Source organism: Streptomyces sp. NPDC059740 (assembly GCF_042733155.1).
GTDB lineage: Bacteria > Actinomycetota > Actinomycetes > Streptomycetales > Streptomycetaceae > Streptomyces.
The window spans coordinates 1-20,958 of sequence record NZ_JBHWGP010000066.1; the positions used below are offsets into that span (position 1 = coordinate 1).

The 20,958-nt window shown below is 76.0% G+C and carries 16 protein-coding genes and 2 pseudogenes; 15 read left to right on the top strand and 3 right to left on the bottom strand.

Going from position 1 to position 20,958, the window contains the following annotated elements; genetic code table 11:
* Positions 1-85: 85 nt before the first annotated feature.
* The 3 genes and pseudogenes from ACFV3R_RS33415 to ACFV3R_RS33425 form a co-directional block, all read left to right on the top strand.
* A pseudogene (locus tag ACFV3R_RS33415) lies at positions 86-766 on the top strand (glycerophosphodiester phosphodiesterase family protein); the annotation flags it as partial.
* 237 nt (positions 767-1,003) lie between these two features.
* Positions 1,004-1,483 (top strand): annotated as a pseudogene (locus ACFV3R_RS33420) (sigma-70 family RNA polymerase sigma factor); the annotation flags it as partial.
* A gap of 228 nt (positions 1,484-1,711) precedes the next feature.
* Positions 1,712-2,224, top strand: coding sequence for a GNAT family N-acetyltransferase (locus ACFV3R_RS33425; protein ID WP_385591038.1), 513 nt, complete (start codon positions 1,712-1,714; stop codon positions 2,222-2,224).
* Between the two features lie 89 nt (positions 2,225-2,313).
* On the opposite strand, the gene ACFV3R_RS33430 is transcribed toward ACFV3R_RS33425, so the two are convergent.
* Positions 2,314-2,811: a hypothetical protein gene (locus ACFV3R_RS33430; RefSeq protein WP_385591006.1), complete on the bottom strand. Its 498-nt coding sequence runs from the start codon at positions 2,809-2,811 to the stop codon at positions 2,314-2,316.
* Complete coding sequence (locus tag ACFV3R_RS33435; protein ID WP_385591008.1) at positions 2,804-3,172, bottom strand: hypothetical protein; 369 nt, start codon at positions 3,170-3,172, stop codon at positions 2,804-2,806. The genes ACFV3R_RS33430 and ACFV3R_RS33435 overlap by 8 nt, the downstream gene beginning before the upstream one ends.
* Positions 3,173-3,507: 335 nt before the next feature.
* Between ACFV3R_RS33435 and ACFV3R_RS33440 the strand changes: the two genes are divergently transcribed.
* The 9 genes from ACFV3R_RS33440 (at position 3,508) to ACFV3R_RS33480 (ending at position 16,783) form a co-directional block, all read left to right on the top strand.
* The gene (locus tag ACFV3R_RS33440; RefSeq protein ID WP_385591010.1) at positions 3,508-4,155 is read left to right on the top strand and encodes an HAD-IA family hydrolase; all 648 of its coding nucleotides are present in this window, start codon (positions 3,508-3,510) and stop codon (positions 4,153-4,155) included.
* Positions 4,156-4,590: 435 nt separating this feature from the next.
* Positions 4,591-5,715, top strand: coding sequence for a methionine ABC transporter ATP-binding protein (locus ACFV3R_RS33445; protein WP_385591013.1), 1,125 nt, complete (start codon positions 4,591-4,593; stop codon positions 5,713-5,715).
* Positions 5,712-6,509 (top strand): methionine ABC transporter permease, encoded by a 798-nt coding sequence (locus ACFV3R_RS33450; protein WP_385591016.1) that lies wholly within the window; start codon positions 5,712-5,714, stop codon positions 6,507-6,509. The genes ACFV3R_RS33445 and ACFV3R_RS33450 overlap by 4 nt, the downstream gene beginning before the upstream one ends.
* A gap of 97 nt (positions 6,510-6,606) precedes the next feature.
* Complete coding sequence (locus ACFV3R_RS33455) at positions 6,607-7,470, top strand: MetQ/NlpA family ABC transporter substrate-binding protein (RefSeq protein WP_385591018.1); 864 nt, start codon at positions 6,607-6,609, stop codon at positions 7,468-7,470.
* Positions 7,471-7,729: 259 nt separating this feature from the next.
* The gene (locus ACFV3R_RS33460) at positions 7,730-8,353 is read left to right on the top strand and encodes a GNAT family N-acetyltransferase (protein ID WP_385591020.1); all 624 of its coding nucleotides are present in this window, start codon (positions 7,730-7,732) and stop codon (positions 8,351-8,353) included.
* A gap of 230 nt (positions 8,354-8,583) precedes the next feature.
* Positions 8,584-9,795, top strand: coding sequence for a precorrin-6y C5,15-methyltransferase (decarboxylating) subunit CbiE (gene cbiE, locus ACFV3R_RS33465; protein WP_385591022.1), 1,212 nt, complete (start codon positions 8,584-8,586; stop codon positions 9,793-9,795).
* A gap of 501 nt (positions 9,796-10,296) precedes the next feature.
* On the top strand, positions 10,297-14,469 hold the full coding sequence (gene cobT, locus ACFV3R_RS33470; RefSeq protein WP_385591024.1) for a nicotinate-nucleotide--dimethylbenzimidazole phosphoribosyltransferase: 4,173 nt from the start codon (positions 10,297-10,299) through the stop codon (positions 14,467-14,469).
* Positions 14,470-14,699: 230 nt separating this feature from the next.
* Positions 14,700-15,959 carry a uroporphyrinogen-III C-methyltransferase gene (cobA, locus tag ACFV3R_RS33475; RefSeq protein WP_385591026.1) on the top strand — a complete coding sequence of 420 codons (1,260 nt, stop codon included), beginning with the start codon at positions 14,700-14,702 and terminating at the stop codon, positions 15,957-15,959.
* A gap of 5 nt (positions 15,960-15,964) precedes the next feature.
* Positions 15,965-16,783 carry a TrmH family RNA methyltransferase gene (locus tag ACFV3R_RS33480; RefSeq protein ID WP_385591028.1) on the top strand — a complete coding sequence of 273 codons (819 nt, stop codon included), beginning with the start codon at positions 15,965-15,967 and terminating at the stop codon, positions 16,781-16,783.
* Here the strand turns inward: ACFV3R_RS33480 and ACFV3R_RS33485 are convergent.
* On the bottom strand, positions 16,754-18,283 hold the full coding sequence (locus ACFV3R_RS33485) for a protein kinase (protein WP_385591030.1): 1,530 nt from the start codon (positions 18,281-18,283) through the stop codon (positions 16,754-16,756). The genes ACFV3R_RS33480 and ACFV3R_RS33485 overlap by 30 nt on opposite strands.
* A gap of 631 nt (positions 18,284-18,914) precedes the next feature.
* Between ACFV3R_RS33485 and ACFV3R_RS33490 the strand changes: the two genes are divergently transcribed.
* The 3 genes from ACFV3R_RS33490 (at position 18,915) to ACFV3R_RS33500 (ending at position 20,845) form a co-directional block, all read left to right on the top strand.
* Complete coding sequence (locus ACFV3R_RS33490; RefSeq protein ID WP_385591032.1) at positions 18,915-19,166, top strand: hypothetical protein; 252 nt, start codon at positions 18,915-18,917, stop codon at positions 19,164-19,166.
* 217 nt (positions 19,167-19,383) lie between these two features.
* A complete protein-coding gene (locus ACFV3R_RS33495; protein WP_385591034.1) occupies positions 19,384-20,511 on the top strand; it encodes a phosphotransferase in 1,128 nt (375 codons plus the stop codon).
* A gap of 61 nt (positions 20,512-20,572) precedes the next feature.
* Positions 20,573-20,845, top strand: coding sequence for a zf-TFIIB domain-containing protein (locus tag ACFV3R_RS33500; RefSeq protein ID WP_385591036.1), 273 nt, complete (start codon positions 20,573-20,575; stop codon positions 20,843-20,845).
* The last annotated feature ends 113 nt before the right edge of the window (positions 20,846-20,958 follow it).

The window sequence follows — 20,958 nt, forward strand, 5'->3', positions numbered from 1 at the left end:
CCAGTGCATCGAATAGATGCCCGCTGGGTTCGGCGGGAGGCTGCGCGGAAAAGACCCGGAACATCGGGACCTCGCCGCGCAGCCCACCCAGTACGACGGCCGCTGGCAGGTGCCGGCCTTCGAGGAGGTCCTGCGCTGGGCCGAGAGCGAGGGACGGCGGCGCGGGCGCCCGGTCTGGCTGTATGTGGAGACCAAGCACCCCACCTACTTCCGCGGACTGGGGCTCGCCCTGGAGGAACCGCTGGCCAGGCTGCTGCGCGCGCACGGCCGCCACCGCGCGGACTCGCCCGTCTTCCTCCAGTCCTTCGAGCCGAGCAGCATGCGGCGGATGGGTGAGCTCGTGGACTGCCCGCGTGTGGTGCTGCTCTCCACACTCACCTCACGCCCCTACGACTTCGTCGCCACCGGCGACCCGCGGACCGTCGCCGACCTGGTCCAGCCGGAGGGCCTGCGGTGGATCGCCACGCTCGCCGAGGGCATCGGTCCCGACCTCAGCGTCGTCATCCCGCGGGACGCCGACGGCGCGCTGGGCAGGCCCACCGCCGTGGTGCGCGACGCCCACGCGGCGGGGCTCGTCGTCCACCCGTACACGATCCGCGCCGAGAACACCTTCCTGCCCACCGACCACCGCCGCGGCAGCGACCCCAACGCCTACGGCGACGCCTTCGGCGTCTACCGCGCCTACTTCGCCACCGGTATCGACGGGCTGTTCTCGGACAACCCCGACGCGGCGCTGCTGGCCGCCGAGGAGTTCCGCGACCGGTGACCCGCACCGGGCGCCGCGCCCCCGAGGAGCGGCGCCCGGGGAGGGACGCACCCGGGGCGCACGTGCCGGACGGGCCACGCGTCCGGCGGGCCGTGCGCCGGGCGGGCCACGTACCCGCCGCCGGGTGCCGGAACGACCAGCAGGCTGTGAGGATGCGGCCGGCGGAGGCGTTCCACCGGGTCGGATGACGTGTCCGTCAGGTCAACACCGGTTCGGTGCACCGGCGTTGGTACTGACGTGATCTTCGACGAGCAGGGTGCCCATGAGCTGGTCGCCTCCCTCGCGCCCCTGGTGGGTGCCGAGGCCGCTGCGGAGGCGCCGGCCGCCGCCCTGGACCCCGCCGACCTCGAACAGGCCGTGTTGCTGCGCCTGCTGGAGCGCGCCCGCCGGGGCCCGCCGCCGTCCGACCCCGCTGCCTGGGTGCGCCGGGCGGTGCGCGCCGAGGCCCGGCCGGCCCGCCGCCGCGCCCGCCACGAGGTGTCCGGGGCCCACCTCGCCGACCGTGCCGGGGTGGACGGCACCGCCGAGAGCGCCGTCCAGGCGGCGGAGGCCCGGGAGCGTCTCCTCCAGGTCGTCGACCGGTTGCCGGGGCGTTGCCCGGAAGTCGTCCGCGCCCTGTTGTCGGAGGCCGATCCGACCTACCGTGAGATCTCAGATGAGTTGGGAATGTCACAGGGGAGCTTGGGCCCGGTCCGTTCCCGTTGCCTGCAGTGCCTGCGCAGAATGCTCCCGGTCGCCGACACGGGCTCCGGAACCCCAGGTGGAAGGAGTACCGACCGGCCGACCGGGCGGCTCGGGGGATCGGCGTGGATCCCTCCCGGCACCACCGGTGAACACCACCGGGCCGCCGTCAGTCAGGGCAGACCAGTCCGGGCGTTCACACCACCCTCACTCCGCCCGGGCACACACGACCGGATGACACCGGTGAAGGAGAGGCGTAACGCCATGGGCATGAGCGTCACCATCTCTACGGCCACCCACGAGGACGCCGAGCAGATCCTCAAGCTGCAGTACCTCTGCTACCAGAGCGAAGCCGCGCTCTACGACGACTACACCCTTTCCCCTCTCACCCAGACGCTGGAGGACCTGCGGTCCGAACTGGACCGCGTGGTCACCCTGGTGGCCCGGCTCGGCGGCGAGGTCGTCGGCTCGGTACGCGGCAGCGTGGACGCCGAGGGCACCGCCGACATCAACAAGCTGATCGTCCACCCCCGGATGCAGCGCCACGGCCTGGGCAGCCGGCTGCTGAAGGCGTTGGAGGAGAGGCTCGCCGACGGACGCACCGTCACCCGCTACCGCCTCTCCACGGGCCACCGCAGCGACGGCAACCTGCGTCTGTACCGCAGCAGGGGGTACGCGACGGTGGGCACCGAGGAAATCAGCCGCCGCCTGACCATGGTGATGCTGGAGAAGCCCGTGGGGGTGCCCGACCCGCAGTCCTACGTGGCCAGCGCCTGAGCAGCCCCCGCAGCACGCCGCCCGCCGGAGCGCACCAGCGACCTCCGGCGGGCGGCGTGCTGCGGGCCGCGAGGCGCGCCCGTGGTGTCTCAGCCGGACGCCCGGCCCGCCCGCCGCAGCCACAGCAGGCCGGTGACCGGCAGCACCACCGGGATGAAGAGGTAGTCCCGGCCGAACCAGGACCAGACCGTCGAGTCGGGGAAGGCCGAGGGGTCGGCGATCGTCCACACGCCCACGCCCACGACGCCCACCAGCTCCAGCGCGCAGCAGACCAGTGCGGCCCGGCGGGCCAGGTCGCCGCCGCGCGCCAGCGAGAAGGTGATGAAGGCGTAGACGACGGCCGATACCGCCGACAGCGTGTAGGCCAGCGGCGCCCGGTCGAACTGGGCGATGAGCTGGAACAGTGAGCGCGAGGCCGCCGCCACCGTGAACACGCCGTAGACCGTCAGCAGCAGCCGCCCCGGACCCGCGCCCAGCGAACGACGGCCTGCGGGTTCCGCCGCGGTCTGCTCCCGCCGCGTCCCCGCCTGCGGGAGGTCCCCCGCCGGCGCGAGGCCCGCCGTCTTGGTCATGTCCGCCTCAGCCATGTCCGCCTCCCCAGATGTCGATCAGCCGCACTTCGAGCACCGCCAGCACGATCGCGCCGGCCGCCACGGTCGCCGAACCCCACCGCGTCCGCTCGGAGAGCGAGAGGAACCCCGTGGCCGGTACCGCCGCCACCGCACCGAGCTGGTAGGCCACGAAGATCGCCGTGCCGTCCGCGGGGCTGCCACCGCCGCCGAGCCGGACGAAGGCCACCACGAGCTGTACCAGTGCGAGCAGGGAGACCACGGCCATACCGGCGAAGTGCCAGTCCTTGGTGGGCTGGTCGCGGAGGGTGGCGTAGCCGCACCACAGCGCGAGGGCCAGCGCGGCGAGCCCGACCACCCAGGTCAACGCGTCGATCACGGACGCCTCCGCTGCGGTACGCGCGCCGCGCGCGAAGCGGGCGAAACGGTGGGGGAAGGGGGCATGCGGACGACTCTAGACGGCCCGCGCCCAGGCCCGGCGCGCGGCCCCGCCCCGGGCGCCGGGCGCGGTGGGTGACCCGGCGGGACGGAGGGCGGTGCCGTCGGCGGGCCCGGGCGCCGGACCGGTCGGAAAGTGGCGGCCACCGGGCCCGGGGTGCCGGCGGGCGGCCGAGGGCCGGCGGGCGTCCCCTGCAGGTCGACCGGCGGACGGGAGGGGTGCGCGGTGCCCCGGCGGTCCGGCCACCCCCCGCCCACCCGTAGGCTGGCCGCATCATGAGGATCCAAGCCGACGCCCTGCTGTTCGACAACGACGGCACCCTGGTCTCGTCCATCGCCTCCGTCGAGCGGTGCTGGGCCCGCTGGGCCGCTGAGTACGGGCTCGGGGAGTCCGACTTCGCCCGCGTCGGACTGCACGGCCGCCCCGCGGTCGAGGTCGTCGCCGACCTGCTGCCGGCCGCGCGGGTGCCCGAGGCGCTGGCGCGCATCGAGGAGCTGGAGGTGGCGGACGTCGAGGGCGGCGTGGTGCCGCTGCCCGGCGCGCTCGCGCTGCTGGCGTCGGTGCCCGTCGACCGCTGGGCCGTGGTCACCTCGGCCACCCGGCGGCTGGCCGAGGCACGGCTCGCGGAGGCCGGCATCGCACCCAAGCACCTGGTCTGCGCCGACGACGTCACCCGCGGCAAGCCCGACCCGGAGCCCTTCCTGCTCGGCGCCCGCCACCTGGGCGCCGACCCGGCGCGGTGCGTGGTGTTCGAGGACGCCCCGGCCGGCCTCGCCGCGGGGCGCGCCGCGGGCATGACGACGGTGGCTTTGGCCACAACCCACCCCCGGGCGGAACTCGCGGCCGACGTGGTGGTGCCCTCCCTCGCCACGGTGTCGGCGCAGGTCACGCAGGCGGGCGTGGAACTCCTCGTCGACGTCTGAGGGGCGTCGACGGCCGCCACGGCATCTCGCTCACCGGACGAACTTGTCCATGATGCGGACTGTTCGAGGTGACTCGCACGCCCGTCTGCTTTACTGGCGAACATGACCACGACGAGCGACCGCACCCCTGCGACCGAGGCGACCATGCCCGGTGCTCGTCGTATGTGTCGAATGTGTGACCGCTGAGGGCCCCCGCCCAGGTCTCGCGCCCCGAAGCGAACCCGCCGCTCCCGCACGCCGCCGAACCCGGCCGTGCCGCGGCGGAGACGGCCGCCCGCGCCGATCGGACCTCCGAACGCGCCCCGCGTCACCACCTCCCGGGCACCCCGTGCGGTCCGTGACGCACCCGCGTCGTCCGTGACGCACTCCGCAATGCCACGCCCCGTACGCGGCACCACCACGCGCCCGCGTACTCGACACCCACCGGACATCCCTGTGATCACCACTTCGGGCCTCACCAAGGTCTACAGGTCGGGCGAACGCCAGGTCACCGCCCTGGACGGCGTCGACCTGCACGTACGCGAGGGGGAGGTGTACGGCGTCGTCGGCCGCAGCGGCGCCGGCAAGTCCACCCTCATCCGCTGCGTCAACCTCCTGGAGCGTCCCTCCTCCGGCACCGTCACCGTCGCCGGCCAGGACCTCACCGCCCTCGCCGGCCGCGGACCGCGTGCCGGGGCCGCACTGCGGGCCGCCCGCAGCGGCATCGGCATGGTCTTCCAGCACTTCAACCTGCTGTCCTCGCGCACCGTGCAGGACAACGTCGAACTCCCGCTGGAGATCCTCAAGGTCTCCCGCCGGGAGCGGGCCCGCAAGGCCCGCGAACTCCTCGACCTCGTCGGCCTGGCCGACAAGGCCTCGGCCTACCCCGCCCAGCTCTCCGGTGGCCAGAAGCAGCGCGTCGGCATCGCCCGCGCCCTCGCCGGCGACCCGAAGGTGCTGCTCAGCGACGAGGCGACCAGCGCGCTCGACCCGGAGACGACCCGCTCCATCCTCCAGCTGCTGCGCGACCTCAACCGGCAGCTCGGCCTCACGGTCCTGCTCATCACGCACGAGATGGACGTCGTCAAGAGCGTGTGCGACTCCGCCGCGCTGATGAAGGGCGGCCGCGTGGTGGAGCAGGGCACCCTGGGCGAGCTCCTCGCCACCCCCGGCTCCGAGCTCGCCCGCGAACTCTTCCCCGTGGGCGGGGAGGCGGCGCCCGGCGGCGGCACCGTCGTGGACGTCACCTTCCACGGCGAGACGGCCACCCAGCCCGTCATCTCCACGCTCTCGCGCACCTACAACATCGACATCTCCATCCTCGGTGCCGCCATGGACACCGTCGGCGGACGCCAGGTGGGCCGGATGCGGATGGAACTGCCCGGCGGCCACGACGACAACGTCGTCCCCATCGGCTTCCTGCGGGAACAGGGCCTCCAGGTCGACGTGGTGGCGCCCGCCGCCACCGGTCCCCAGGCCCCGGCCGGGCCGGACGCGGCGGCGCAGGGCAACGCCCCCGCCGCCGAGACCCCCGCCGACGCCACGACGGCCCGCGCGCCGCGGAAGGAAGGTGCCAAGTGACCTGGGACCAGATGCAGCCCCTGCTGCGCGACGCCAGCCTCGACACCCTCTTCATGGTGTGGTGGTCCACGCTCTACTCGGTGCTGGGCGGCCTGGTGCTCGGCATCGTGCTGGCGCTCACCGACCGGGGCGGGCTGCTGTGCAACGCCGCCGTCAACAAGGTGCTCGGCGCGATCACCAACATCGGCCGCTCGCTGCCCTTCCTCATCCTCACCATCGCGCTGATCCCCTTCACCCAGACGCTGGTGGGCACCTCGCTGGGCCCCAGCGCGGCGGTGGTGCCGCTGACCATCGGCGCCATCCCGTTCTTCGCGCGCCTGGTGGAGGTCGCCGTCCGTGAGGTCGACCCCGGTCTCGTGGAGGCCGCCCAGGCCATGGGCGGCGGCACCTGGACCGTCGTCTTCAAGGTCCTGCTTCCGCAGGCCCTGCCCTCCCTGGTCGCAGGCGTCACCACCACCGTCGTCGCCCTCATCGGCTACTCCGCCATGGCCGGCACCGTCGGCGGCGGCGGCCTGGGAAACCTGGCCATCGTCTACGGCTACCAGCGCTTCGAGACCGGCCTGATGGTCATCACCGTGGTGCTGCTGATCGTCCTGGTGACCCTGGTGCAGCTGCTGGGCGACCTGGTGGTGCGACGCCTGACCCGCCGCTCCTCCCGTGCCGACGCCCCCGTGCGGCTGCTCCGCTCCCGCCGGACCCGGACCACCGCGGCGAAGGCCCCGGCCACCGCAGCCCCGCAGGACGAGCCCGTCCCCGCGGCGGAGCGGGCCGACGCGGAGAGCGCCGCCGTCTGACGGCGCCTCCCACCCCCCACGCCCACGGCCCGGACCCTTTGCCGGGCGCCCACCGCGGGACGGACCCTCCCGCGACACCGTGAGAAAGGCACTCTTCGTGCGTACCACCTTCAAGATCACCGGAGCGGTCGCCGCCGCCGCGGCCCTCACCTTCGGCCTCGGTGCCTGCAGCGCGCCCTCCGACACCGGCTCCTCGGCCTCCGACGCCGGCAAGTCCGACCCCAAGGCCCCCCTGGTCGTCGCCGCGACCCCCACCCCGCACGCCCAGATCCTCGACTACGTCAAGGACCACCTGGCGAAGAAGGCCGGCCTGAACCTGAAGGTCAAGGAGGTCAACGACTACGTCGTGCCCAACACCGCGGTGCAGAGCGGCGAGGTCGACGCCAACTTCTTCCAGCACAAGCCCTACCTCGACGACTTCAACAAGCAGAAGGGCACCGACATCGTGCCCGTCGTCAACGTCGAGCTGGAGCCGCTGGGCGTCTACTCCAAGAAGATCGACAAGCTCTCCCAGCTGAAGTCCGGCGACTCCGTGGCGCTCCCCAACGACGCCACCAACGAGGGCCGGGCGCTGAAGCTGCTGGCCGACAACGGCGCCATCACCCTCAAGCCGGGCGTCGGTTCCAAGGCCACCCTCAGCGACGTCAAGGACAGCAAGGGGCTCCAGTTCAAGGAGCTGGAGGCGGCCCAGATCCCCCGCAACCTGTCCGCCGTGACCGCCGCGGTCATCGACGGCAACTACGCCATCGGCGCCGGCCTCCACCCCGGCAAGGACTCCCTGGTGCTGGAGAAGGCCGAGGGCAACCCCTACGCCAACCTCCTCGCCGTCAAGCGGGGCAACGAGGACGACCCTCGGGTGAAGAAGCTGGCCGAGCTCCTCAACTCCGACCAGGTCAAGAAGTTCATCCAGGACAAGTTCGACGGCTCGGTGCTGCCCGACTTCGGGCCCGTCAAGAGCTGACACCCCGCCCGGCACCGGCCCCCGTCGACCCCGCGACCGCGGGCGTCACGGGGGCCGGTCGTCGTACCCGGCTCCCGCGCTCCCGCCCGTCACGCCCCACCACGCCGCCCCCGCGGGCTCCGCCTGACGCCGCCTGCCGCGGGCCGCCCTGCGCTTGGCGCGGTGGTGGCCCGATACTGCATCCTGGATCACTCCAAGACGGTCCCAGGACGGTCACACACCTGCGCGTCACGTGCGGTCAACGGCGTTGGAGCATCGCATGACATCCACCTTCCCGGACATCTCCCTGAGCACCGACCGTCTGGTGCTGCGCCCGTTCGAGGAAGCCGACGTGCCCGCTCTCACGGACATGATGGACGACGAGCTGGTCACCGCCTGGGCCGGTCTGCCCCACCCCTACACCGCCGCCGACGCCCGCGACTGGGCGACCCGCGGTGCCGCCGCCCTGCGCTCGGCGGGTGAGGGCATCGCCTTCGCCGTCACCGAGTTCCTCACCCACCGCCTGGTGGGCGCCGTGCAGCTGGTCCGCACCGACTGGCGGGTTCGTTCCACCGAGCTGCGCCTGGTCACGGCCACCTGGGCACGCGGCGAGGGCTACGCCTGCGAATCGCTGCTGGCCGTCGCGCAGTGGCTCTTCACCGACCAGAAGTTCGAGCGGCTGGAGCTGCGCACCCCTGCCGAGGACTCGGCCGCCCAGCAGGTCGCCCAGCGCGTCGGCTGCATCAGCGAGGGCGTCCTGCGCGGCGCCTGCATATCCCGGATGCGCACCGAGGACGGCTGGACCGACGCGCGCACCGACCTCATCGTCTGGAGCCTCCTCCCCGAGGACCTCGAAGGGGACGCCCTGGATGCCGAGGACGCCGGCGCGCCGCACTGGCACTGACCCGGCCCCGCCCCTCCGCACCGGTTCGCCCCCTGGCCTGCGTGGGCGCACACCGCTCGGGGTACCCTCGCCCTGCCCGGCCGGACAGCAGGCCCGGCCCCAGTGACTCCGGCGCCCCCCACCTGCACGCCGGGTCGAGCCGCACACGAGCACCGTCCGGCAACGACCGCCGGGACGTCGTGACGGCTGCCGCCACAGGGGTGCCCCCACCACACAGGAGACTGACGACGATGGCCGACCGGGTCACGGTGATCGGATGGGACGGGTCCCCGATGACCGACGCCGCCCGTGCCGCGCTGGGCGCCGCGACCCTCGTGGCAGGCGCCGGCCACCACCTCGCCCTGCCCGAGGTCCCCGCCCACGCCGAACGTGTCCGCCTGGGCAGCGTCCAGCTCGCCGCCCGGCGCATCGCCCGGCACCGCGGCACCGCCGTCGTGCTGGCCGACGGCGACCCCGGCTTCTTCGGAGTGGTCCGCGCCCTGCGCGCCCCCGAACACGGCCTGGAGGTCGAGGTGGTGCCGGCCGTCTCCTCCGTCGCCGCCGCCTTCGCCCGCGCCGCCATGCCCTGGGACGACGCCCAGGTCGTCGTCGCCCACGCCCGCAACCTGCGCCGCGCCGTCAACGTCTGCCGGGCCCACACCAAGGTGGCCGTGCTGACTTCGCCCGGCGCCGGTCCCGCCGAACTGGCGCTGCTGCTGGGCGGCGTGCACCGCACCTTCGTCATCTGCGAGGCGCTGGGCACCCCGCAGGAGCAGGTCACCGTCCTCACCTCCGACAAGGCCGCCGACCACGTGTGGCGTGATCCCAACGTCGTCATCGTCGTCGGCGGGAACGTCGGTTCCACCGCCCAGACCACCGGCTGGCTCGCGGGCCACGAGGTGGGCTACCCCGCGGCGCCACGCGGTTGGGGCCTGCCCACCGGCGTCATCGGCGGCTCCGGCGAGGAGGGTGAGTCGGTCTCGTTGCGGACGGCGCAACTGGCCCGGCTCGGCCCCCGGACGGGCGACCTGGTCTGGGACATCGCGGCGGGCAGCGGCGCCTTCGCGGTGGAGGCGGCGCGGTTCGGCGCGGCCGTCATCAGCGTCGACGCCGACCCGGACGCCTGTGCGTGGACCGTGGCCATGGCCCGTCGCCACGGCGTCCAGGTGCAGACGGTCTGCGGGACCGCCCCGCACGCGCTGGAGGACCTGCCGGAACCCGACGTGGTGCGGGTCGGGTCCCCCGAGGTGGAGCTGGTCGCCGCCTGCGCCGACCGCAGGCCCGAACGCATCGTCACCCACGCCGTCACCCGCGACGAAGCGGAGGCGGTGGGACGGGTGCTGGCCGAAGGGGGTTACGCCGTCGAGTGCGTGCTGCTCCAGGCCGTGGAACTGGACACCACCCAGTGGGTGGAGAGCGACCGGACGGTCGCCTTCCTGGTGGCGGGCGAGCGCCTGTCCTAGTCCTGCGGCCCCGCCCGGGCGCCTCCGCCGCCCGCGGCCCCACCCCCTGCTGCTGCGCGCGCCGCGGCCCAACCGCCGCGTGCGGTATGCCCGGTGGGTCTGCGCTGCCGGTGCAACCACCCTCCGCCGCGTTCCGACGGTCACCGGAGGCGGCCGGGTCGCGTCACCCGTGAAGGGCTCCGTCACCCGTGCGAGGTAGGCTGGCGGATCGTTGCACAGCCGGTTCCGCGGCCGACGACATGCACCAATGAGCCGGAGACGCCGTGTCCTTGGCGGCACCGCAGGCTCTCCCAGGGCTCCAGGGCCGCCGGGGGAGGGGCGGGGCCGACCGGCCGCACGTGCCGCGGGGCGGGCTTGCTCGTTTGACGGGGTGTGCCGAGGCGCGCGGGCCCCGCCGGTCCGGTCCCGAGGCGCGCTCCCTGCCGGGGGCGGTCGCCGGACCCGGGCGGCGGGTGCGCGAGCGGGTTGGAAGGAATGACCACAGATGGGCGAGGGGAACGCATGACCGACACCGGCCAGGTCCCGGGCGAGGGGCTGCCGGAGAACGCAGGCGGACAGCCCGGCCGACCGCAACCGGCGGTTCCCGGGGCCCCTGCCGAAGCCGGCCACGCTGCGCCGCCGCAAGGCGCCGTCGACACCTACCCGTACCCCGGTGAGGGGGACGGGGTCTTCCCCGACGAGGGAGCCGATGTCGTCGAACACCTGACCGAGGTGGAAACCGGTCAAGTCGCCGCCGACGAGGACGACCTGCTGCTGCCGGGCGCCCAGGGCGCCTGGGGGAGCGAGCAGCCGCGCCGGCAGCCGCAACCCCGCTCGGCGCCCGCGCCCCGCCGGCCGCTCCACATGGGCCCGCCGACGCCCGACCCCACCGGTGGTGTGGTCCGCTCCCTCGCGGACCGCGGACCGGCCGGGCCGCGCACCGTGCCCGCCCCCCGTGCGGCGGAGCGCGTCGAGGAGCCGGCCGAGGCAGCTGCGAGCGGCCCCGCCGCTCCGGCGCCGACGGCCGCCCCGGAGCCCCCGCCCGCCGAGGAGGCCGCGGCGGCCCCCGCCCCGTCGGAGGCCGCCGCCACGACCGGGGCGGAACAGCCCGCCACGGTCGTGGACCCCGCCGTGCCGGAGCCGGAACTGCCGACCGCCGCGACGGACGAGGCCGCCGAACCGGTGGCCCAGCCGGAGGCGGCCCAGGCACCCGCGGCCGAGCCGGCGCCGGAAGCGGAGCCGGTACAGCACGACGCCCAGGTGCAGGCGGGCGAACCAGCCGATCCCGCCCACCCCTCACAGGGTCCGGACGAGCCCGCGCAGGCCGAGCCCGCCCACCCCTCGCAGGGCCCGGACGAGCCCGCGCAGGCCGACCCGGCGCAGGCCGAGCCCGACCAGCCCCAGGCGGCGGACCCGGCAGCCGCAGCCACCGCACCGACCGCAGACGGCACGGACCCCGCGACGCAGCCCCCGGCCGACACGGACGCGGTCACCGCCGGGCCCGGCGCTCCCGTCGCGCCCGAGGTCCCGACCGCCGCCGAGGACGCGGCCGGGGCCCCGCACGAGGAGCCGCAGGACACGCCGGCCGCCGCGCCGTCACCCGCCGCAGAGGAAACGGAGAGCGGGGCGGACCTCCCTGACGCGCAGGCCCCCCACCCCCAGATGCACCCACCGCACGACCCCAGCACCACCCCGACCGAGGCCCCGCCGCACCCGGCGCCGGCAGCCGACACCCTGCCCGGCACGCTTCCCGAAGCCGTGGCGACCCCCGTGCCGGCCGGCCCCGAGGTCCCGTCGGGCCCTGCCGCGGCACCCGGCGGCTGGGACCACCCCGCCCCCGCGGCGCCCCCCCAGGCCGAGGCCCTGGCCGAACCGCCCTCCGCCCCCGCCGAAGGGGAGGCCTGGGCTCCGCTCCCGGACCAGGGGCCCGCGGCCCCCGGCGGAACACCGCACCCGGCCGAGGCGTCCGCCGCCGTCGCCGCACCCGGCTCCGACGCGCCCGCAGCGCCCGAGGACACCACCACGGCCGGCACCCCGTCGCAGGACGAGCCGCAGGCCGGGCAGCCGGCAGCCGCCCCCCAGCCCGACGAGGCGCCCGGGGGCGGGGCCGAGCAGGGCTCCGCCGCGGCCGTGGAAGCGGAACCGTCCACCCTCGGGGCGGAGGGTGGAGACCAGCTCCCCGGCTCGCCGGCGCCCGCCCCTGCCGCTGACCACACCACCGCCCAGGACACCGCGCCGGACGCCCCCGCCGATGCGGCCGACCCGGCCCTCCCGCTCCCGCCGCAGACCACCGAGAGCCCCGCGCCGCCTGCCGCAACTCTGCAGGTGCCGGACGCCGGGCCCGAGGAGGCGGTCGCAGCGGACGGCTCCGAGGCCGCCCCGACCGCGCAGGCCGCACCCGATGCGGCCGCTGCCCCGGCCGAGGAGTCCGTGGCACCGAACGACCCGAGCGGCGCCGGCCCGCAGCCCCAGGAGGCGCCCGCCCCCTCCGACGCCCTGCCGGACCAGGCGGCGACCGGCGTCCTCCAGGACCCCGCGACGGACGGCGCCGCCGAGGCGGCCACGCCGCCCGCGCAGCCCGAACCACCCGCCCCGGCCGCCGAGGTGCAGCAGGACGCGGCCGAGGCCCAGGTCCCCGCCGAGCAGTCCGCCGGGCCGCAGCACCCGTCGGAGGAGAGCGCGGACCACTCGGAGGTCCGGCACCCGGCCGCCGTGCCCGCCGGGGCGGCGGACACCACCGCCGTCCCCGCAGCCGCACCCGGGCCCGCCGAGCCGCCGGCCGGCCTCCCCGCCGAGGACGGCCCCGCCGGACCGGAGGCCGAGCACGCCTACGCCGCCGACGACCGCGAGCCCCAGGGGCCGGTGCCCCCGCAGGCCGAGCCGTCCGACGCCCAGGCCTCCGCCGACGCGCCCGTCACCCCCGAGGCCGGCGTGCCCGCTGCGGAGCAGGCCCCCGCGGGTCCCCCCGCGCCCGGCTACCTCGACGACGAGCGTGAGGCCGTCCACCGGGTGATCCGCGAGCGCCGCGACATCCGCAACGGCTTCCGCGACGACCCCATCCCCAACGAGGTGCTGCTGCGGCTGCTGGAGGCCGCCCACACCGCGCCCAGCGTCGGCCAGTCCCAGCCCTGGGACTTCGTCGTCATCCGCTCCCCGGAGACCCGGGCGCGCATGCACGACCTGGCCATGCGGCAGCGCGACGCCTACGCCAGGTCGCTGCCCAAGGCCCGCGCCAAGCAGTTCCGCAAGCTCAAGGTCGAGGCGATCCGCGACACCCCGATCAACATCGTCGTCACCGCCGACCCCACCCGCGGCGGCCGGCACACCCTGGGCCGCCACACCCAGCCCCAGATGGCGCCCTACTCCTCGGCGCTGGCCGTGGAGAACCTCTGGCTCGCCGCGCGCGCCGAGGGCATCGGCGTCGGCTGGGTCAGCTTCTTCGACGAGCGCGAGATGGTCCGCGAACTCGGCCTGCCCGAGCACCTGGAGGTCGTCGCCTACCTGTGCGTCGGCTACGTGGACGAGTTCCCGGGCGAGCCGGAGCTGACCCAGGCCGGCTGGTCCCGGCGGCGCCCCCTGGCCTGGGTCGTCCACGAGGAGGAGTACGGCCGCCGCGGGCTCCCCGGCGAGCCCCCGCACGACCTCCTGGAGGAGACGCTCCGCGGCATCCGCCCGCTGGACGCCAAGGCACTCGGTGATGCCTGGGAACGCCAGAAGCGCATGACCAAGCCGGCCGGCGCACTCGGCATGCTGGAGATCATCTCCGCACAGCTCTGCGGCCTCTCCCGCAAGTGCCCGCCGCCGATCCCCGAGCCGGCAGCCGTCGCGGTCTTCGCCGGCGACCACGGCGTGCACGCGCAGGGCGTGACCCCCTGGCCGCAGGAGGTCACCGGCCAGATGGTCGCCAACTTCCTGGGCGGCGGCGCGGTCTGCAACGCCTTCGCCGCACAGGTCGGCGCCGAGGTCTGCGTCGTGGACGTGGGCGTGGCAACCGACCTGCCCGCCACCCCGGGCCTGCTGCCCCGCCGGGTCCGCTCCGGCACCGACGACTTCACCACCGGCCCCGCCATGAGCCGCGAGGACGTCGTCCGGGCGATCGAGGTCGGCATCGAAACCGCCCGCGACCTCGTCGCCGCGGGCAACAAGGCCCTGCTCACCGGCGAGATGGGCATCGCCAACACCACCGCCTCGGCCGCCCTCATCTCCGTCTACACCGAGGCCGACCCCGCGGAGGTGACCGGACGCGGCACCGGCATCAACGACGAGACCCACGCCCGCAAGGTCGACGTGGTCCGCCGCGCCCTGGAACTGCACCAACCCGACCCGAGCGACCCGATCGGCGTCCTCGCCGCCGTCGGAGGCCTGGAGCACGCCGCCATGGTCGGCCTGATCCTGGGCGGCGCCTCGCTGCGCACCCCGGTGATCCTCGACGGCGTCAGCGCCGGAGCGGCCGCGCTGGTCGCCCGGGCCGTGGCGCCCGAGGCCCTGGCGGCCTGCATCGCCGGCCACCGCAGCGCCGAACCCGGCCACGTCGCCGCCCTCACCCGGCTCGGCCTGCGCCCCCTGGTCGACCTCGACCTCCGGCTGGGCGAGGGCACCGGGGCGCTGCTGGCCCTGCCCATCGTGCAGAGCGCGGCCCGCGCCATGCACGAGGTCGCCACCTTCGACGACGCCGGCGTCACCGAGCGGGGCTGACGCCGGGCGCCGCCGCCGGCGTCCACGCATCCGCCGCCCTCCCGCGGGAACCCGGGCCACGGCCGCATAGGCTGTGGCCCGGGACGCCCACGTGGCCGGTGCCGCTCCGGCCCCGCCACGGCCACCGGCCGCGCAGCGTCGCGCCGCCGTACCCACCGCCACCGTCCGTCACGGACCCTGCGAGGCGGCGCCCGCCGGCGCCGTCCCGAGCTGCCAAGGAGCCACCCACCATGGCCGAGCACCCGAGCCACGCCGCCTACCCCGTCGGACTGCGGCTGTCCGGCCGCCGCGTGGTGGTGCTGGGCGGTGGCCAGGTGGCGCAGCGGCGGCTGCCCGCCCTCGTCGCCGCCGGCGCGGACGTGCTGCTGGTCTCGCCCTCCGCCACGCCGTCCGTCGAGGCCATGGCCGACGCCGGGGAGATCCGCTGGGAACGCCGCCCCTACCGCGTCGGCGACCTCGCCGACGCCTGGTACGCGCTGATCTCCACCGACGACCCCGCCGCCAACGAGGCCGCCTCCCGCGAGGGTGAGGAGCGCCGGGTGTGGTGCGTGCGCTCCGACGACGCCGAGGCCGCCACGGCCTGGACCCCGGCCACCGGACGTGAGGCAGGTGTCACCGTGGCGGTGCTGACCGGCCGTGACCCGCGCCGCTCCGCCGCACTGCGGGACGCGGTCGTCGAGGGGCTGCGCGAGGGCACCCTGGCCGCCCCGCACCACCGCGCCCGCGCCGGCTCGGTGGCCCTGGTCGGCGGCGGCCCCGGCGACCCCGACCTCATCACCGTGCGCGGGCGGCGGCTGCTGGCTCAGGCCGACGTCGTCGTCGCGGACCGCCTCGGCCCCCGCGACCTGCTCGCCGAGCTGCCGCCCCACGTCGAGGTGATCGACGCGGCGAAGATCCCCCGGGGCCGCTTCATGGCCCAGGAGGCCATCAACGCCGCCCTCGTGGAGCACGCCAGGGCGGGCCGGGCCGTCGTCCGCCTCAAGGGCGGCGACCCCTTCGTCTTCGGGCGCGGCATGGAGGAGGCCCAGGCGCTCACCGCCGCCGGCATCCCGGTGACCGTGGTGCCCGGCATCTCCAGCGCCATCAGCGTGCCCTCGGCGGCCGGCATCCCCGTCACCCACCGGGGCGTCGCTCACGAGTTCACCGTCGTCAGCGGCCACGTACCGCCCGGGGACGAGCGCTCCCTCGTCGACTGGGCGGCCCTCGCGCGGCTGCGCGGCACCCTCGTCGTCCTCATGGGCGTGGAGAACAGCGGCGCCATAGCGGACGCCCTGATCGCCCACGGCCGCCGAGCCGACACACCCGTCGCCGTCGTCCAGGAGGGCACCACCGCCGCGCAGCGGCAGGTGCGGGCCACCCTGGCGACCCTCGGAGCGAAGGTGCGGGAGGAGGAGGTCCGCCCGCCCGCCGTCATCGTGGTCGGCGACGTGGTGGCCGTAGACGACGCCCGGACCCAGTCGCCGGCCCTGGGCGACGAAGGGGGGCGTTGAGGACGGTGGCCGAACCGATCCCGGTCGAGGACCCCGACGACCCCCGCCTGCGCGACTACGCCTCCCTCACCGACGTGGCCCTGCGCCGCGTCCGCGAACCCGCCGAGGGCCTCTTCATCGCCGAGGGCGAGAAGGTCATCCGCAGGGCGCTCGCAGCCGGCTACGAGATGCGCTCCCTGATGCTCTCCGCCAAGTGGCTGGGCGTCATGCGGGACGTCGTCGACGCCGCCGAGGCCCCCGTCCACCTGGTCACCCCCGCCCTCGCCGAGCAGGTGACGGGGTACCACGTCCACCGCGGCGCCCTCGCGGCGATGCGCCGCAAAACCCTGCCACCCGCGGCGGACCTGCTCGCCGCCGCGGCACAGGGGCCGGGGCCGCGACGGGTCGCCGTCCTGGAGGACATCGTCGACCACGCCAACGTCGGCGCGGCCTTCCGCAACGCCGCCGCCCTCGGGGTGGCAGCCGTCCTGCTCAGCCCCCGTTGCGCGGACCCCCTCTACCGCAGGGCCGTGAAGGTCTCCATGGGCGCGGTGCTCCAGACGCCCTGGACCCGGCTCGACCCCTGGCCGGAGGGGCTGGAGCGGCTGAAGACGGGCGGCTACACCCTCGCCGCGTTCGGCCTGGGCGAGGACAGTGTCACCCTCGACGCCCTCGTCACCCGGCGGCACGAGCGGCTGGCCCTGCTGTTCGGCACCGAGGGCGACGGGCTCAGCCCGGCCGCCCTGTCCGCCGCCGACGTGCGGGTGCGCATCCCGATGGAGTCCGGCGTCGACTCCCTCAATGTCGCGGCCGCCTCAGCCGTGGCCTTCTACGCCACCCGCTGAGACACCGCCGGCTCGGGACACCACCGGCTCGGACACCGCCGGCTCGGACACCGTCGGCTCGGACACCGCCTGCCGGGGCGCGGCCGAGCCGGGCGCCAGGGCGGTCGGGCTCCCGGCACCGGCGACCGGCGCCACCCGCACACCGTCGACGTGCCCGAGCCCCCGCGTCGGCCCCTGACAACCCTGTGCCGCCGCGATGCCCAGCGCCACCAGCAGCGTCACCGTGACGAAGACCACCAGACGCTGCCGCAGCAGCCGCCGGTCGGGACCCTGCGGACGCCGGGCCCCTGCGCGTCCGGTGGGCCGGCCACCGCGTGCCCCCTGCCGGGCCGGCCGCGGCACACCGGCACGCCCCTCGGTCGCGCCGTGTCCCCGGGGGCCGGTCGGTGCTCCGCCCCGTGGCGGACGGCCCTCGGTGGCGCGCGGGGCAGGCCGCCCGCTCCTGTTCCGGGCGCCCGTTGGCCGCCCGGTGCGGTCGCCCGAGCGCGTCCCGCCCCGCCGGCCGGTCTGCTCGTGGTGGCCGTCCTCCCCCCGCTCCCGCCGGGGCGCGGCCGGCGCCGCACTCCGCGGCCCGGAGCCCGAGGGGGTGGCTGCCGCCACGGTGGGCGGCCCCGCCGCGTCCACGTCGTGCTCGGCGGAGTACCGCTCCGGACGCGCCGGGGGGACGTGGGGCAGCCCGTGGGCCTCCCGCGCCGCGATCTCCTTGAGCCGCAACGACAGCGACAGGGTGCTGGGCCGGTCGGCCGGGTCCTTCGCCAGGCAGGAGGCCAGCAACGGCGCCAGCGCCTCCGGGACGCCGTCCAGGTGCGGTTCCTCGTGGACCACGCGGTACAGCATGATCTCGGAACTGCCCTGTCCGAAGGGCGAGTCGGTGGTGCAGGCGTAGGCGAGCGTCGCACCGAGCGAGAAGATGTCGGTGGCCGGGGTCACCGCCGCGCCCCGCACCTGCTCGGGGGCGAGGAAGCCAGGGGAGCCGACGGCGGTGCCGACATGGGTGAGGGTGCTGGCCCCCGTCGCCCACGCGATGCCGAAGTCGATGATCCGCGGGCCCTTCGGCGACAGCAGGATGTTCGACGGCTTGAGGTCCCGGTGCACCACGCCCGCGTCGTGCACGGCCAGCAGGCCCTCGGACAGCGCCGCGCCGATCCCCGCCACCTCGGCGGGCGGCAGCGGCCCGTCGGTGGTCACCCGGTCGTGCAGCGAGGGGCCGGGAACGTACTGGGTGGCGAACCACGGCCGGTCGGCGTCCAGGTCGGCGGCGACCAGGCGGGCGGTGCAACCGCCCCGGATACGCCGCGCGGCCGAGACCTCGCGGGCGAACCGGGAGCGGAACTCCTGGTCCTCGGCCAGGTCGGGCCGGATCACCTTCAGCGCCACCCGCTGGCCCCGTTTGTCCGAGCCCAGGTAGACCACGCCCATTCCGCCCGCGCCCAGACGCCGGTGGAGCCGGAACGAACCGACGACACGCGGGTCCTCGCGCCGGAGCCGCATCATCGCCATGTCTCTCTCCGCTGCCGGGTGCCGTCGTCAGGCACAGCTTACGGATTGACGGCGCGTCGCGCCGACAGGCCGCGCAAGCCGCGAAGACCGAACGCCGGAACCGGCTGCGACCGGGCCGGCCCCGGCCCGGCCACGTCCGCGCCGGTCCCGGCCTCCGCCCGGTCGCCGGCCCAACCCCGTGCGGAGGAAGGGAGGTTGACGGCGCGGGGCAGGGGCGCGCGGCGACCGGCGCGGACCGGTGGGACGGCGCCGGGGCGCACTGCCGGAGGAGAGGAGCCGGTACCCGGACAGGCCCGGCGGAAGGGGACGTGAGTGAAGTCACCCGGCACCACCGGGCCGCCCGCACCCGTCCCGTGCGGGCGGCGGAAGCACCAGCCGCTGAGCGACGGGCGGCGCGGGCCCGGCCCGGCCCGCCCCCGAAGGCGCCCCCGACAGCTACCCCCAGGCCCGGCCGCCCGGCCTCCACCCAGGGGAGTACTCCGCTCGGTGCAGGTCATCCTTTCGCAGGCCCGGTACCCGGTACGCCGGCATGACGTCCGCCGCACGCGTGAGCCGTACCGTGGTGGGCACACGGCCGGTGGCGTCACTGCGGAGACGCCACCGGTTTCGAGACGGCGAGGGGAACGGGGCGATGGGAAGGGCCTGGGGGAGGAGCGTCGGCGAGGCACCGGCCGCGCGGTTCGCGATCCTCCCGGCGGTGCGTCACCTGGCCCTCGGCCGGCATCTCCTGTCGGCCGCCGGCCGGCCCCCGTCGGGGCGCCGGCACCCCCTGGTGGCACTGGCCATGGCCGTGCCGCCTGCGCTGCTCCTCGCGTTCGTCTTCGGCGGCTGGGACGCGGTACTCACCCAGGCGTCCTCCGTAGCCGGCCGGTTGGGCCGGTGAGTTCCTGCCGACCCCGGGGAGAGCGGCCCCGGACACGGCAGGGTGCCGGTCACGTGTACCCCCAGGGGACGGGGGAGCGGCGCTCGGCACGCCGGGGCCGGGTGTCTCCCGTGGACGCCCGGCCTTCCGGCACCCCCATACCCCGCACCGCGCGGCGCGCCCCCTCCCCGGCCGACGGCGGACGGCCGGTGCCCCCACGGCAGGCCGGGGCCTTGCGATGAGCACGGGAGCCGCGCCCCCGGCCCAGCCGGCCCGGGCCCCGGCTCCGGCCGTCCCCCCGGCCCGCCACCGCACGGAGGCGGACCGCCCGGCGCCCCGACCTCCGCAGCCCGGTGAGGAGACCCACGAGGTCCTCGCCGACCGCCCCGGCGTCCTGGTGGTGCGGCACGGCGACACCGTCGTCAAGACGCACACCGCGGGGACGGACCGGGAGGCGCTCACCCGCCGGCTGCGCACCGCCGCCCACCCCGCCCTGCGCGGCGTGCTGCTGCCCCCGCTCCCCTTCGACGACCGCGGCACCCTCCTGCTGACGGGGGCGGACGGGCGCGCGACCACCCGTTGGCCCCACGGAACGCCCGTCGATCCGCACCGTCCCGAGGCCGCTCCCTGGCAGCAGGCCGCTCGACTGCTGGCCGGGCTGCACACCGTGCCGCCGCAGGAACTGCCCTGCACACCACCGCCGTTCCGCGGACCCCGGAAAGTGGCCCTCGCGGTACGCCGCATGCGGACCGCCGTGACGGCCGCCGCCGGCGCCCAGGCCGAGGAGACCGCGGGCCCGGCACCGGCAGTGCCGGCGCAACCGGCCCACCCGGCCGCACCGGGGCCGCCCCCCGGTCAGGCGCCGGTCCTCCCGCAGGCCGCGGCGCCGGTCGTCGAACGTGCGGCCGCGCTGCTCCCGTCCTGGGCCACGGGCGCGGCGCCCGCCCCGCGCGCCGACACCCTCTGCCACGGCGACCTCCACCTGGGCCAGCTCGTCCACCGTCCCGACGGCGGCGGCTGGTTGCTCATCGACGTGGACGACATGGGGCTGGGCGATCCCGCCTGGGACCTCGCCCGCCCCGCGGCCTGGTTCGCCGCCGGCCTGCTGGCGCCGGAGACCTGGGCCGCCTTCCTGACGGCCTACCAGGCCGCCGGCGGCACCGCGGTGCACACGGCGGACGACCCGTGGCCCCAACTCGACGTCCCGGCCCGCGCCCTGACCGTGCAGACCGCGGCGCTGGCCGTGGCCAAGGCCGCCACCGGCCGGCGGGTGCTGGACGCGGTCGAGCAGGTGGTGGTGGACGCCTGCGCCCGTATGGCCACCCCGCCGCGCCCGTCGGCACCCCGAACGGGTTCCGTAGGGTGAACCCACCGCCGTCGGCCGGTCATTGCCGACGGTCCCGGAAGACGACAGGAGTTGACACCGCATGCACTGTCCCAAGTGCCACGCGCCGATGCAGACCTACAACCGCAACGGCGTCCAGATCGAGCAGTGCTCCGGCTGCCGGGGCATCTTCCTGGACTACGGGGAGCTGGAGTCCCTGACCCGGCTGGAGTCGCAGTGGGCGGCCCCGCCCGCCCCGCAGGCATACCCCGCCGCGCCGGCCTGGGGCGCTCCCCACCACGGCGGCCACCACGGGCACCACGGCCACCACGGGCACCACAACGAGAGCTTCATGCACATGCTGTTCTCGTCCTGAGCGACGTCCGGCGGGGCTGACGGGCCCCGCCGGACCGGCGGCCTACTCGCGCGCCTCCGGACGCACAACGGCCGGTGGGGCGCCGGGGTTAACGACCGGGGCCCCGCCCAAAT

What these genes read in the sequence shown, in the direction of transcription:
- ACFV3R_RS33425 (WP_385591038.1), top strand. Translation starts at nt 1,712, where the DNA reads ATGGGCATGAGCGTCACCATCTCTACGGCCACCCACGAGGACGCCGAG.
- ACFV3R_RS33430 (WP_385591006.1), bottom strand. Translation starts at nt 2,811, where the DNA reads ATGGCTGAGGCGGACATGACCAAGACGGCGGGCCTCGCGCCGGCGGGG.
- ACFV3R_RS33440 (WP_385591010.1), top strand. Translation starts at nt 3,508, where the DNA reads ATGAGGATCCAAGCCGACGCCCTGCTGTTCGACAACGACGGCACCCTG.
- ACFV3R_RS33460 (WP_385591020.1), top strand. Translation starts at nt 7,730, where the DNA reads ATGACATCCACCTTCCCGGACATCTCCCTGAGCACCGACCGTCTGGTG.
- cbiE (WP_385591022.1), top strand. Translation starts at nt 8,584, where the DNA reads ATGGCCGACCGGGTCACGGTGATCGGATGGGACGGGTCCCCGATGACC.
- cobT (WP_385591024.1), top strand. Translation starts at nt 10,297, where the DNA reads ATGACCGACACCGGCCAGGTCCCGGGCGAGGGGCTGCCGGAGAACGCA.
- cobA (WP_385591026.1), top strand. Translation starts at nt 14,700, where the DNA reads ATGGCCGAGCACCCGAGCCACGCCGCCTACCCCGTCGGACTGCGGCTG.
- ACFV3R_RS33485 (WP_385591030.1), bottom strand. Translation starts at nt 18,283, where the DNA reads ATGGCGATGATGCGGCTCCGGCGCGAGGACCCGCGTGTCGTCGGTTCG.
- ACFV3R_RS33490 (WP_385591032.1), top strand. Translation starts at nt 18,915, where the DNA reads ATGGGAAGGGCCTGGGGGAGGAGCGTCGGCGAGGCACCGGCCGCGCGG.
- ACFV3R_RS33495 (WP_385591034.1), top strand. Translation starts at nt 19,384, where the DNA reads ATGAGCACGGGAGCCGCGCCCCCGGCCCAGCCGGCCCGGGCCCCGGCT.
- ACFV3R_RS33500 (WP_385591036.1), top strand. Translation starts at nt 20,573, where the DNA reads ATGCACTGTCCCAAGTGCCACGCGCCGATGCAGACCTACAACCGCAAC.